The organism is Candidatus Electrothrix sp. (assembly GCF_052785085.1).
Map to the genome: position 1 here is coordinate 1 of NZ_JALAAI010000107.1, position 13,528 is coordinate 13,528.

The 13,528-nt window shown below is 43.7% G+C and carries 13 protein-coding genes; 2 read left to right on the forward strand and 11 right to left on the reverse strand.

The window, feature by feature from the left end; all coding sequences use genetic code 11:
* Positions 1-216 precede the first annotated feature (216 nt).
* Entirely contained in the window at positions 217-1,092 is an 876-nt protein-coding gene (locus L2082_RS14865) for a radical SAM protein (protein ID WP_446010577.1), read from the forward strand.
* A 25-nt stretch (positions 1,093-1,117) separates the two neighbouring features.
* Positions 1,118-2,191 (forward strand): 23S rRNA (adenine(2503)-C(2))-methyltransferase RlmN, encoded by a 1,074-nt coding sequence (rlmN, locus tag L2082_RS14870; protein ID WP_446010578.1) that lies wholly within the window; start codon positions 1,118-1,120, stop codon positions 2,189-2,191.
* Between the two features lie 49 nt (positions 2,192-2,240).
* Here rlmN and L2082_RS14875 read toward each other — a convergent pair whose 3' ends face one another.
* From L2082_RS14875 to L2082_RS14925, 11 genes are all read right to left on the reverse strand, one after another.
* Positions 2,241-3,284: a hypothetical protein gene (locus L2082_RS14875; RefSeq protein ID WP_446010579.1), complete on the reverse strand. Its 1,044-nt coding sequence runs from the start codon at positions 3,282-3,284 to the stop codon at positions 2,241-2,243.
* 112 nt (positions 3,285-3,396) lie between these two features.
* Positions 3,397-4,209, reverse strand: coding sequence for a phosphate/phosphite/phosphonate ABC transporter substrate-binding protein (locus tag L2082_RS14880; RefSeq protein WP_446011908.1), 813 nt, complete (start codon positions 4,207-4,209; stop codon positions 3,397-3,399).
* 24 nt (positions 4,210-4,233) lie between these two features.
* Positions 4,234-5,313, reverse strand: a complete 1,080-nt coding sequence (locus L2082_RS14885) for a HAMP domain-containing protein (protein WP_446010581.1) — start codon at positions 5,311-5,313, stop codon at positions 4,234-4,236.
* A 290-nt stretch (positions 5,314-5,603) separates the two neighbouring features.
* Complete coding sequence (locus tag L2082_RS14890; RefSeq protein ID WP_446011909.1) at positions 5,604-6,026, reverse strand: DUF6869 domain-containing protein; 423 nt, start codon at positions 6,024-6,026, stop codon at positions 5,604-5,606.
* Positions 6,027-6,375: 349 nt separating this feature from the next.
* Entirely contained in the window at positions 6,376-8,175 is a 1,800-nt protein-coding gene (gene typA, locus L2082_RS14895) for a translational GTPase TypA (RefSeq protein ID WP_446010799.1), read from the reverse strand.
* Between the two features lie 446 nt (positions 8,176-8,621).
* Positions 8,622-9,011, reverse strand: a complete 390-nt coding sequence (locus L2082_RS14900; protein WP_446010798.1) for a hypothetical protein — start codon at positions 9,009-9,011, stop codon at positions 8,622-8,624.
* Positions 9,012-9,460: 449 nt separating this feature from the next.
* Positions 9,461-9,751 carry a type II toxin-antitoxin system RelE/ParE family toxin gene (locus L2082_RS14905; RefSeq protein WP_446010800.1) on the reverse strand — a complete coding sequence of 97 codons (291 nt, stop codon included), beginning with the start codon at positions 9,749-9,751 and terminating at the stop codon, positions 9,461-9,463.
* A 9-nt stretch (positions 9,752-9,760) separates the two neighbouring features.
* Positions 9,761-9,997 carry an addiction module protein gene (locus L2082_RS14910; protein WP_446010797.1) on the reverse strand — a complete coding sequence of 79 codons (237 nt, stop codon included), beginning with the start codon at positions 9,995-9,997 and terminating at the stop codon, positions 9,761-9,763.
* Positions 9,998-10,329: 332 nt separating this feature from the next.
* Positions 10,330-11,046 (reverse strand): hypothetical protein, encoded by a 717-nt coding sequence (locus L2082_RS14915; RefSeq protein WP_446011910.1) that lies wholly within the window; start codon positions 11,044-11,046, stop codon positions 10,330-10,332.
* A gap of 112 nt (positions 11,047-11,158) precedes the next feature.
* Positions 11,159-11,371: a hypothetical protein gene (locus L2082_RS14920; RefSeq protein ID WP_446011911.1), complete on the reverse strand. Its 213-nt coding sequence runs from the start codon at positions 11,369-11,371 to the stop codon at positions 11,159-11,161.
* A 265-nt stretch (positions 11,372-11,636) separates the two neighbouring features.
* Complete coding sequence (locus L2082_RS14925) at positions 11,637-13,166, reverse strand: response regulator (protein ID WP_446011912.1); 1,530 nt, start codon at positions 13,164-13,166, stop codon at positions 11,637-11,639.
* Between the last annotated feature and the right edge of the window lie 362 nt (positions 13,167-13,528).

A 13,528-nucleotide genomic window follows, 5' to 3' on the forward strand; every position in this document is an offset into this window, starting at 1 on the left:
GTTAACAGCTCTGGGTATACAACGTAACGGTAAGCTGATTAACGTGAGCCTGAGAGAGCCTCCAACCTGAGGGCTGTCGGGTTATTGCGCCTTATGTCCATTTTACAGAAAGGCTGTCAGGGGCCTGTTTGACAGTCTCAGCGTATCCTTGTACATTGAGCCGCAATTATCAGGCAGTGCAAAGATACCCAATACCGGGGATCCCAGAGAGCAGTTGTGCATTACCAAGGCAACATCATCCGACCGCCCAGTGAGGCAAATTCCATCATCCTTCAGGTCACCGTGGGCTGCGCGCATAACCGTTGCACCTTTTGCGGGGCCTATCGCGCTCCTGATCAGAAATTTTACATCAAGGAAGACCGGATCATTGCTGAGGATATTGCCTTTGCAGCCCAGTATTGTCGCAGACAAAAAACGCTGTTCCTTGCTGATGGTGATGCATTGATCATTCCCCAGAGGCGATTGCTCGCTCTTTGCCACCAAATACAGACAGAATTGCCTTGGGTGCGTCGTATCGGTCTGTATGCCAACTGTCGGGATATACTTAAGCGTTCAGTACTGGAATTTACTGAATTGAAAAAGGCTGGTGTGGGTCGGATATACATGGGCTTGGAAAGCGGTCATGATCCGATTTTACAGGCGATCAGGAAAGGGTCAACAGCTGATGAGATGATTGCAGCGGGACGTAGGGTGCGGGAAGCTGGGATATTTCTTTCTATTACCTGCCTGCTGGGGATTGGCGGGCGTGAATTATCCCAGCAACATTCAGAAGATACAGCAGAAGTGCTCAGTAAGATCCGTCCCAGTCAGATTGCTGTGCTGACCCTGATGTTGCTGGAAAACACAGAGCTGGGCAAGGCCGCAGCAGAGAAAGATTTTCACCTGCCGGATCAGGTCGGATTATTCCGAGAACTTCGTATTTTGCTGGCAGACCTGGAAGATTTTCGTTGTCAGTTTCAGGCTAACCATGCTTCCAATTATTTTACTTTGGATGGGCGCCTGCCCAAGGATCGGGATGCCTTTCTTGCAAGAATTGATCAGGCCCTTACCGGGGCGGTGTTCTTAAAACCAGAAAGGTTACGCAGTTTATAATATTGAGAAATTTACTGAAGGTACTATGAGTCTTGAAGCGCAGGAAACCGACCTGAAGAATCTGACTCAGGATGAACTGGTGGAGTATGTGGAATCCTTGGGGCAACCTGGATTTCGTGGTCGCCAGATTTTGGCCTGGATTTACAAGCCCGGCATTACCGATTTTGCAGAAATGACGGATCTGGCCAAGCAATTCCGGGCTGTCCTGGCAAAACATGCCAGAATGAGCCGATTTGTTGATCCGATTACAGAAATATCGCAAGATGGGGCTGTGAAATTTGGTTTTCAGCTGGAAGATGGTCTGATAATTGAGTCTGTACTGATTCCAGAGGAAGATCGCAACACCCTCTGTGTTTCCTCCCAGGCAGGCTGCGCAATGGGCTGTCGTTTTTGCGTGACCGGCAGCATGGGTTTTCAGCGCAACCTGACCAGGGCGGAAATCGTTAATCAGGTCTGCGCGGTTCGGGACTGGATGCTGGAGCATGAGGGACATTGCCCGAAACAGGAATTGACCAATATTGTGTTCATGGGCATGGGGGAACCCTTGGCAAATATGGAGAATCTGCTTGCCAGTCTTTCCCTGCTCACAGAGCAACGGGGCCTGGATTTTGCCACCCGTCGGATTACGGTTTCCACCTGTGGCCTTGTGCCGCAGATGCTGGAGCTGGGTGAACAGAGCAGTGTCAACCTGGCCGTATCTCTGCATGCCACAGATAACGCCACCAGAAGCCGTCTTATGCCAGTCAATAAACGCTGGCCCATTGAAGAATTACTCGCAGCTTGCAAGGAGTATCCAGGTAAGAAGCGGCAGCGGGTCATGTTTGAATATACCTTGTTTGCAGGTATCAATGATGCTGATGAGGATGCGTACAGACTGGCTGGCCTGCTCAAGGGGATTCCTTGCAAGATAAATCTGCTCGCTGTGAATAAAGGGGAGGGGGATGAGTTTGTCAGCCCGGCACGGGATCGTGTTCTCAGCTTTCAGGATATCCTCAGACAGGAGAACTATACCGTCTTTATTCGCCAGAGCAGAGGAGCAGATATTTCAGCGGCCTGTGGCCAGTTGGCTGGTAAGGCTGGAAATTTGACCTGTAAATAATTTTATCCCTCCCCTTGAGGAGGGATAATCTGTTGATTTCCTAAAAGTTCTATCGTTCCAGTCCAATCCCCAGGGCCTGAAAAATTTCCTGCTCTTCCATTTCCAGGAGAGCGGCCCGAAATTTTTTATGGAGCTTATTATCCTCAACAACCATCCAGGCGCAGTCAATAATACCTTCAGCTGCATCTTTTTCAGAGATTGTTTTTGCAATGGTGACTGTGCCGTTGTTTTCAATTTTGCAGAGATGATTATACGGATCAAGAAAGCTATATATTTCTGAAAAATCTAAAAATTTTAATTTAAGGTCAATAAGAGGATCTGTCTTGGACTTTTTACTTTTCACTGTTTGCGTAAAGACAGTTATAAATGCATTTAATGCCTTATTGAGTTCAGAAACGCTTTCCTGAGCAGAGGTTATCCCACCGTCACGGGTTTGTTCATTCTGCAGAGTTTCTTGTCCTGAATCAGCAGAGCTTGAACTCTCCACAGTCATAGATGCCAGTGGATCACTGGAGAAATAGCCCAGTCTATAAGTACCTTTATTTTGCTGGAGTATTCCCAGCAGGGTGTTATAGTCTGTATCAGAAGCACTTAAGCCCCCAGTCCCCCAGTAATAGGAGCCACCGCGTCGTTGTCCTTCATGAAAGAAAAGCACGGCACAGTCTTTTTTCCCCTTAATATTGACTTCAATAAAGCCTGAAAATTTTTTTTGACTGAGCCGAAAAATCAGGTCAGGCAGGCGCATCTTGTCCGAAGTAAGGGTATCTTGGGCCCGGCGAAAAGCAGGCATCTGGCCCCAGAAAAAAATGGAATCAGCATCCAGGTAATAGATCGTTACCTGAAAGCTTTTCTTTTGTAAGGGCACCATGATATGTGCAAGTTGGTCTGACGCTAAGGCCGGTTCATCGCTCTCCTGGATGATTCCTTGAACAATATCATACTCGTCAAAATAGATGAGCAGTTCTTGGTCGACTGAGGTAAAGTACAGGCATCCCGAACCTATTTCCCCTTGAAGATGCTGAATAAATTTTTCAATATCAAGATAATAGCTATTCAGGCCTGTTAAGTAAGGTTTTTCTCGTGGTAGCAGCATTTACCTGTTGTGATGGTTTTGGATGGATAAGAAAAAACAGGTTTTTTCAGGTAACAGAAAAGGCGGATAACAGCCTCATAAGATATTTGGTACCTTTGTTTTATGCAATATGTTAATTAATAATATCACGGATAATATCATAATCCGCATCAGATGCACTTGTAAAGGCAGATATCCCTAATGCCTTAATGGCCGGGTCTTCTGAAGAAAGTCGAAGAAGGGCTTCACGGAGATCATCTTTTTGCACCTGGGGCATGGTACGAGAAACAGAAATCACCCAGTTTGGCAGGGGAGCAGTTGTTGCCACAGCAGTAATAGAGCCTGGCGCTATATATTGATCGGCCTTATGCAGGGCATACTCACTGATAAAACCAGCATCCACATCACCAATACTCACAGAGATGATAACATTTTCCTCCCGTTGATCAGTAGCTTCATGCAGCTGACAGTCCTGTTCAACATCAATATTTTTTTCCTGTAAGGTGATTTTTTGTGATAAAAAGCCCCCTGTTGATGTTCTGCTGACAATCATGATTTTTTTTCCTTGTAAATCAGTAAGCTCAGAAATACCTGATTCTGGACGGGTAATAATAAGCCCCTTGGAAAGGGAATCATGCTGCTTTACCACAGTGCTGGCTATGGCTTCATGCACATTGGATATGCTTACATAAACAGCAGGACTTTCATAACCAATAACAATATTGCCGTGCAGAACCTCTGCTGTGTACTTATCAATATTTTTTGAGAGCAATACCTCAATGTTATTTCCTGTTTCTTCACCAAGCCGCATCGCAAGGGGATGCAGCATAGCACGCATTTCCTCATCAGAAAAAAGCGGTGGCATAGAGAGCAGATATTTTTCTGTAGCAGCTGAGGAGCCAACACAGGAGAACAGAGCAAGCAGGCAGAAAGCAATAGTTTTCATACACAAACGATAGAGTATCTGGTATCAGCTTAGTCGCTGCTCCATAGCAACCTTGATGGAATGACGCATACGCTCCAGAGCAGATCCCAATTCCCGAATTTCCCGTGGCCCTGCTGCCATGATGGCAAGATTCAGTTCTCCCAGGCTGATTCGGTTAGCAGTATTGGTCAGAGTTCGCGTAGGTTCGGTAACTAACTTATCAAGTAAGGCAAAAATTGTGTAGATTGAAAGGATAAACAAAGCCAGCAATACCACGGTAAAAGGGGAAAATAAAGCTTTAAAAAAATTTTTATCAATTTCATCTACATACAAGCCGATATGCAGTTTGTCACCAGTTCCTGGAAAACTTGTTACCTGGTTGTAGACAGGAACGCCACCGATTTGTACTTTTGCCCCAGCCCATTTTTCATTGAGGGAAATGGAGTTTTCAATAAGGATATCAAGTTGAAATCCTTCTTCTTTGATCCTCTGAGCGAACTGATTTTCAAATTTATTCAGGTTGTTAAAAAAACCTGCAATGACAATTCCTTTTTTATTGGTAACAGCAGTATAGGCGACCCCAGGAAGTTTGCTGGCTCGTTTGATCATTCTGTTCACTCGCAGATAATCCTTTCTTGATAAAGGGCGTCTGATTATTTGCTGTAATGATTCGGTCAGGATCTGGCTTCGTAGTTCGAGCTGGTGCTGAAGAACATCAGGAATGGTTTTAAGATAAATATGGACAAAAAAAGCTGTGGTAATCAGGAGGATAAACAGCATAACTGATATAAGATAGACATAAAAAGGGGATCCTTTTCCACTTGCCGCAGCAGAATGTTTCAGGGCTGCCCGGACAGTGGATGAGGACTCGGCAGCAGATTTGCTGGCTGCCTGCTCTTTTTGTTGTTGTCTGCTGGTCTGTTCTTTTGGGGAATTATCAGGGGTATCTTGTCCAGATAAAGCCGAGAAAATATCTGCTTCTGGTCGGGGCTTCTTGATGTTTTTGGGCTTTTCTACGATAATAAGATGATTGCAAGCACGACAGTTGAACTTTACCTTAGGTGCTTTAATCCGTTTTTCATCAATAGAGTATTTTTTGGCACAATCTTCACAGATAACCAGCATTAGGATAATTCTCCTTTCCTGTTGATCAGTTTGTAAAAATTAACAGAATGATAACAGGGCAGAGGGATACTGTGATCCCCGAATATTGATGACAGAAATGCCCTCTGATTCCTGGCTTGTTGAGCCGGAATGGAAGTTTATAAAAAAATACTGTAAACGATTTTTTGTGAAAAAGAAAGTGGGATAGTTCTTTCTTAATTTCTTAATCATGTCTATGATCAGGCAGTTTCTCTAAAGGGGTATCTTTTTGAATCGGTATACTATCTTTCTCTTTTGGTTAATACGGTATCTCAGTTAGTTGGATGGGTGATCAATGTACCATTGAGCGTTTTCCGGGGATTATCGCCAACAAAATTATAGCGTTTCATCAGTTCTAACCACTGAGAAAAAATGGCATCATCTTTTTCATCCAACCACACTCCGCTCACGGCATGTTGAAAATTTTCGCTGCAATCAGCCTTTTTTTTGATATCGTTGATAATTTCATAGCCATGGTAAACAAAGAGGTTTTCAAGCGGACCAGCTGCAACAGCAGCAAGTTCGTTATTATTTGTACAACATTCTGTAATGACTGCAAGGAGTTCAAGGGCGTTAAGAGGATCGTTATTCACCAGGGTATCAAGATAGAGTATTGCCTGTCCCCCTGTTGCGCAGGATTTTTTTACCTCATCGTATTCCCGTAAAAAGATTGCAGCAAATTCCTGGTTGGTCATACATGCACTGTTGTGTTAAGGAATTCTCTGGAAAATAAAGGGGAAACACAAAGGATTTGCCTCTGTTTGCCTCTATGTTCACCCGTACAATATGGCCTTTAAGCCGATATAGACAAGAAAGCCCGCACCTGCGGAGCTGTACATTCGGATTCAGGGCGGGCAGCCAATATCCCGGTTGTTCAGCAGCTTGGGAAGCAACATAAAGGCGGCCAAGGCACTGAACAGGGAAAGAGTTACTATGAGCATTTCATTCATTGCGAAGCTCCGGGGTTGTTTATTTTCGCCTTGTCATATGAAGTAGGGACACGGCATGCCGTGTCCCTACAATCGTTTTGCATCTGAAAATTCTTTAGGCCCGAATCTTGGCATCCTTCTGCTTGCGCAGGCGAATAATCCGGGGCGTCACTTCCACCAATTCATCATCATTGATGTATGATATGCAGTCTTCCAGGCTCATGTCAAGAGGCGGAGTGATGATTACTGCATCATCTGAGCCAGAGGCCCGCATATTAGTCAGCTTTTTCCCTTTGGCCGGGTTGACCACCAGGTCAGCAGTGCGACTGTTCTCCCCGATGATCTGGCCCTTGTACAGTTCTTCCCCTGGATTGATAAACAAGATACCGCGCTCCTGAAGGTTGAACAGGGCATAGGCCACACTGGTACAGTTTTCTTTCACAATCATAACCCCGTTCTGGCGATTCTGAATCTCACCGGCATGAGGCCCCCATTCAGCAAAGACATAATTCATAACGCCCATGCCACGAGTATCTGTCATGAATTGGGAACGGTACCCGAGCAGGCCACGGGTGGGAACCTTGAAGATCATCCGGGACATCCCGTTTGCCACCTGCATATCATTGAGCACCCCTTTAAGTTTACCCAGCTTTTCAATAACCACGCCCTGATACTCTTCGTCCACATCAACAGTCAGGGATTCATAGGGTTCAATGGTTTTGCCGTTTTCTTCCCGCATAATGACATGGGGACGGGTGACCTGGAATTCATACCCTTCCCGCCGCATTTTTTCAATCAGGATAGAAAGATGCAACTCACCACGACCAGAGACCCGAAAGCCAACGCCGTCAGTGAGCGGCTCCACATGCAGGGCCACATCTGCCAGGGTTTCTTTGCTCAGGCGTTCTTCCAGGTGACGGGAGGTGACAAATTTCCCATCCTGACCAGCAAAGGGCGAATCATTGGGGATGAAATGCATGGAAATGGTGGGCGGATCAATCTCAATCAGGGGCAGGGGCTGGGGATTGTCCGGGTCAGTAAAGGTGACACCCACAGTGACATCCTCCATACCGGCCACAGCCACAATATCACCGGCGCAGGCTGTGTCTACGGGAACCTGTTCATCTCCGACAAAGCTGAATATCTTGGAAATCCGTACCGGTTTAATGGAACCGTCACGACGGGATACCACAATATTTTCATTCAGGCGCAGGGTGCCGTTGGCCAGCCGTCCGATTCCTAATCGGCCAAGATAAGGAGAATAATCAATGGTATTGATCTGGAACTGCAAAGGGGCGTTTTGGTCACCTGGAGGCGGTGGAACATGCTTGACAATCATCTCAGAGATCAGTTCCATGCCCTGGCCCGGAACAATGGGGTCATCTGGGTCTTCCACCATATACCCTTCTTTGGCAGAACCGTAAAGAACCGGGAAATCCAGGGTTTCATCAGGGGCTTCCAAACGGGCCAGCAGATCAAAGACCTCGTCAACCACCCATTCGCAGCGGGCACCTTCTTTGTCGATCTTGTTGACCAAGACCAGGATGGGCAACTTGGCTGCCAATGCCTTTTTCACCACAAAAAAGGTCTGGGGCATGGGGCCTTCCTGAGCATCTACCAATAAAACAACCCCGTCGGCCATGCGCATGACGCGTTCCACCTGACCACCAAAGTCAGCATGTCCGGGTGTATCAATAATATTAATTTTGTAGTCACCATACGAGTATGAGCCGTTTTTTGAGGCAATGGTGATGCCGCGCTCGCGCTCCAGATCCATAGAGTCCATAAGGCGTTCAGCCACCTCCTGGTTCTCACGAAACATACCGCTCTGATGAAAGAGTTTGTCAACCAGTGTGGTCTTACCGTGGTCAACATGGGCGATAATCGCCACATTTCTGATTTTATCCTGATCCATTATAGCTCCTGTGGAAAATAAAAAGCGCGATACCGCACCTGTTCTTTCAATAAAAAATGGCTGAATGTACAGCAGGAAAATCAAAAAGACAAGGAGATTGACTGATAAGGCAGAAAAGAAACCGTTTTGCAAGGGGAAGGGGAGGTTCAGAACAATATGATCAAGGTTTGTTGCGTTATGCAGCAAGCAGCGGACTGGCTTTAAGTATATTTTTTATACCTTTTGGTCTATTTTTTCTATCTGGAAATAGTCGGAGACTACCTTTTTGTAGTCTGGATATACAAAAAAGGTAGAAGGAATCTATGAGCAGATATAAAAAATGTATTTTCTTGTAGTCGTGGGGAGGCAGGGCACAAAAAAACCGGGTCACATGCTGAACATGGACCCGGTACAAACTGGTCATAAACAAAAGATTGTGCTACTACTACAAATCAATAGCTCTCTTTTCAAATATCACTGAACCTTACTGGCAAGCGAAAAGTTTCAACAACGGACGTATTTTTCCTGCGGTTGGCTTCTTCTACATTTATGAAACGACCATCTATAGCATTACGCCCTCTTACAGTTACCCTTCGGCTTGCAGCAGAAATATCAGGAAGGCATCGCCTCACCCCTTCCTGCTTCTTAAGAGGAGCTTCAGGAAGAAGGGATCGCCTCACCCCCTCCTGCTTCTTAGGAGGAGCTTTAGGGAGAAGGCATCGCTTCTGTAATCCTTGCCTCATTAGAGAAGGACGAATAGTTTCAACTAACGCCTCACTTTTCCTTAGTCTGGCTTCATGTACAGGTATAAATTGACCATTTGTTGCATCACGGCCAATCTTTTTTAATTTAGTCATAATAAATTAATCCTATCTAATTAAATTAGAGCGGAGTAAGAATGCGATACATTCACAATTCTTCTTGACATAAGCAACAAAGTAAATTATTTAAAATGACCAGCTATCAAAAAACTTTATTTTTTGCTACTCATATCAACGCCACTTGGTTTTGCACAACCAGTGGCGTTTTTTTTTATTCTCCACAGTTAGAGAATATAATAATACAGATCAAAATAAATGCAAGGGAGATGTGCAATATGTTGTGGTGTTAATTTTGTTAACAACAAAATATCATTTTTTGGTCATTAATTTGTCACAATCAACTAGCGGCAAACGTGCATGCATCTAGGTATCACTGCCCAATAACAAATAGCGTAGCCATGCGGGTTTCAGAGCGGGGTTGCAGTTTTTGGGGAAAAGAGATTGCATATACAGTAAGAAAATCGAAAGGGAAGGAGATGGCTGTATCAGTTGATTTTGTTCTTTCTTTTGATCCAGTATTCAGGTTTACGATGACCGTGCGCAACGGCAAGTATCCATAAAGTATCTTCACGAGTAATGTAGGCAATATAGTAAGGAAATACTTTAAGATTCACTCGACGATAACCACCGCTGCGAACCCGGGGAACGTTGGGGTTGTATAAAATCCAATTGATATGATTATCAAATTCGTCCTTAAGCCTTAGTCCCAATCCGGGCTGGTGTTCCTCATAATATGCGACAGCATCGTTTAATTCTTCAAAAGCCTGCTGAAGTATAACCTTTTTTCATAACGCAAAACGCTGTTCGATTTTCCGCATTGCAGCATCGTAATCAATCCCCGTTGTCGTTCCCTCATCAACAGCACGAACTCTGTCAGTGATTTCTTTTTCCCATGATGAATCAATATCATCGGAGTCCAAGGATCGGTTATCCAGGAAAAGAAGAAATCTAGCCAGTTCTAAACGCTCTCTCTTGGGCAGTCTTATTAATTCTGTTGTCAGCCTTTCAATATTTCTTTGCATTTTTTATAGTTAGTTATTGTTAATAAGCGCAAAACCAGGAAAAGAATCATCATAGTTCAGCCTGAATAAAATTTTAACCATGCTGAATTAAAAAAGTAAACAGGAAACCGCTGTTGACAGAAAAAAGAAAAGGCAAAAACTACCTTCTGGAGGCTGCGAAGATTAAGTCTGAATCGCTTTGGAAAGGCGGAAAAGCGAGCAAAAATGTTTGAATAGATAGAGGTTGACGGCCTCTCAAAACAGAAGCCCTGTTATGATGGGGAAGTGATAATGTTCGGAATCAGGGTAAAAAAAACCGGGTCACGCGATGATCATGTATCCGTAAAAATGGACTACTTACCTGTTTTGGGAAAGAATTTTTCAATGAGATTTTCAATGAGATTGTAAAGGATGTTTTTCGAGGAACCGTCATCATTGTTTACTGGATTTATTTTTGCTTCCTGAAGTGGCTTTTTTTGCTTATTCAGGACAACCCTGTTCTGTATCTCGCTTAATTCTTCATATATCTTCATAGCTCCTACCGAATTCCCAGCTCTGTTTTCAAGCTCGGCAATTCCGTGAAGTACCTTGGTCAGTTCCAGCCAGTCCTGTTTATCCCTGCAAATTTTCTCTGCTTCCAGATATGCTTTTCTGGCTGCATCCAGATTCCCGTTTACACTCTCCATATTGCCGGTTCCAAGAAGCACTTTTGCCAGTCCTGACCAGTCCTCTTGATCCCTGTACAGGTTCGCTGCTTCCAGATATGCTTTTCTGGCTGCATCTTGATTTCCATCTATACTTTCCATGTTACCGGTTCCGAGAAGTACCTTTGCCAGCCCTGACCAGTTCTTTTGGGCCCTGTACAGCCTTTCAGCTTCCAGATATGCTCCTTTTGCTGCCCTCTGATTTCCGGTCATACTTTCCAGATTGCCTATCTTTAAGAGGCTTTCTGCTTTTGTCTCATATTTGCTCTCACCAGAATTATTGAAGTCGCAAAAGGCAGGAGAAGGAACTAAGAGATATACAACGAGTACGATCTGGAATATTCTCAAGGATTTTTTTGTAATCATGTCATTTACTGAAATAATTCAACAGCTTTTATCCGTTCTTGCATCCAAAAATTAAAAATACCCCGGTAGAGAAAAGGGAGGTAAAAAAACTACCGAGGTGTCGTGTTGAAATTTATATTAATGGTTTTGAATGACTATCAATCATCATATGAGTATCGTCTATGGTTATAGCGATTATTGTCATACCGTCTGGATCTGCCGTTCCGGTACTCATATCTTTCATGCCCTCCACGATATTCATAACGGTCATCATCATTTCGTTCACGCCCGCTACGATATTCGTAACGGTCATCATCATGCCGTTCATGCCCACTGCGATACTCATACTCGCTGCTATAACCTGTTGCAAAAAATGCTACTGAAAAAAAACTTGCAATCAATATTGTTACGGCCTTTTTCATGCGTCTATCCTCAACCGATAAAAAGTTAAAAAATCGTATATTTGATTTAATGCTAACAACAAGTGCATTAACGTAATATGAATTTGACATGAACAAAAGATTAAATCGTGAAAAACATTCCGGTGTCAGATCTCAAAATCAAACTGCGTAGCCGTGCGGATTACAGATTGGAGCTGAAGACAGCAGACATCACCCCAGCAGCTTAAATAAAGTATCAAACAACTCCTTTTCATTAAGAGGCTTGCAAAGATGACCGCTCATTCCAATAGCCATGCTCTTTTCCAGATCACTTGCCATTGCATTGGCACTTAAAGCAACCACCGGTAGCTGCTGAAATTTTTCTTGGCTTTTAATCATGCGGCAGGCAGTGTAACCATCCATAACCGGCATTTGAATATCCATAAGTACACAATCCACATCTTCAGTATCCAGCAGCTTTAAAGCTTCATCACCGTTTTCAGCCTGAAAAACATGAAGTTGTTTCCTTCTGAGTAAAATAGACGCTAATTCCATATTTAAAGGGTTATCTTCGGCCACGAGAATCTTTTTTCCCTTTAACACGGATATTTTTTTATCCTGATCTATCTGTTTACTGCACAAGCGGTGGGCGTCGCCTTTGTCCATCTGCAGGGAAAAATGGAAACAGGAGCCGTGACCCGGTTCACTTTCCACTGAGATTTCACCTCCCATCATAATGACCAACTTCTGACTGATCGCCAGTCCGAGACCGGAGCCGCCGTATTGTCGGGCCTTGCTGTTATCTGTCTGACAAAAGGATCGAAAGAGGCCAGAAATTTCTTTTGCGTTCATACCTATGCCGGTGTCCGAGACAGTAAAATGCAATGATAATTTTTCTTCTTGGGAGCTTGTCAGAAGATCAACTTTAATATCAACACGTCCATGCCGGGTAAATTTAACAGCATTGTTAGCAAGGTTGGTCAAAACTTGCCCTAAACGCAAAGGATCTCCTTTAAGCGTCTCTGGAACAGAGGAAGCGCACGTAACATTCAGGATCAAACCTTTTTCTTCCGCATTGAGACGTATGAGAGTGTGGACCTGCTCTAAAACATCTCGAAGTCGAAAATCAATGTTTTCCAACTCCATCTTGTTGGCCTCAATTTTGGAAAAATCCAGAATGTCATTTATGATTCTGAGCAATGATTCAGCCGCGATATGTACCTTTGAAATTAAATTAAACTGCTCTTGCGTTAAATTTGTTTCAAGTGCAAGCTTGGACATGCCGATAACAGCATTCATCGGAGTACGTATCTCATGGCTCATATTTGCCAGAAAAGATGATTTGGCCTGTGAAGCAGATTCGGCTGATTCTTTGGCTTTAATGAGTTCTACAGTTCTGCGTTGCTCCTGTTCCGCTTTTTTTCGACTTGTAATGTCAAGCCTGACTTCCATTTTAGCCGAAATCCCATCATGAGTTGTGAATGGTGCACCGATAACATCGAATGTTTTATCTTCAAAGTTTAATTCATATTGGATGATTCTTTTTTTATTGATTATTTCATCAAGATAACAGATCTTGCACGGTGCGTTTCTTTTATGAACAGATACATAGCACAGCTTGTTTGTTTCGCAATGAAACCAGTTCCGTAATGTACTGTTCGCATAACGTATTAAATAGTTTTTATCAATAATATATAACCCGACACCAAGTCTGTCCAAAGTGTCAAGGATTGCTGTTTTTTGTTTTTCACTCCTGATCACTGTTGTTGCTGATCTCTGCAGAAATTTATATCCTGTCAAGAGGATAGCTGATCCTGCCAGCCATATCAAAAGAAAAGAACGAATGAACTTGTTGATATTATTTTTGTATTGCTCAAGATAACTCTCCATGGGGACAGTAATGCTGATACCACCTCTGATTTTTCCAACTTTTTTAATCTGCTCGTAATGACAGTTGATACATGTCTCTTCGTAACCGTTCACCCCCCTCATTCCTCACAAAAAAAGATTGGACAAAAAAAGAAGATCACGATAGTTTAAGGGTCACAACGTTTTTTACGAGATCTATCCACGTTCTGAGTTCGCATGCACCTATCCAGAGAAGAGTTGCGAAAAATAGATAA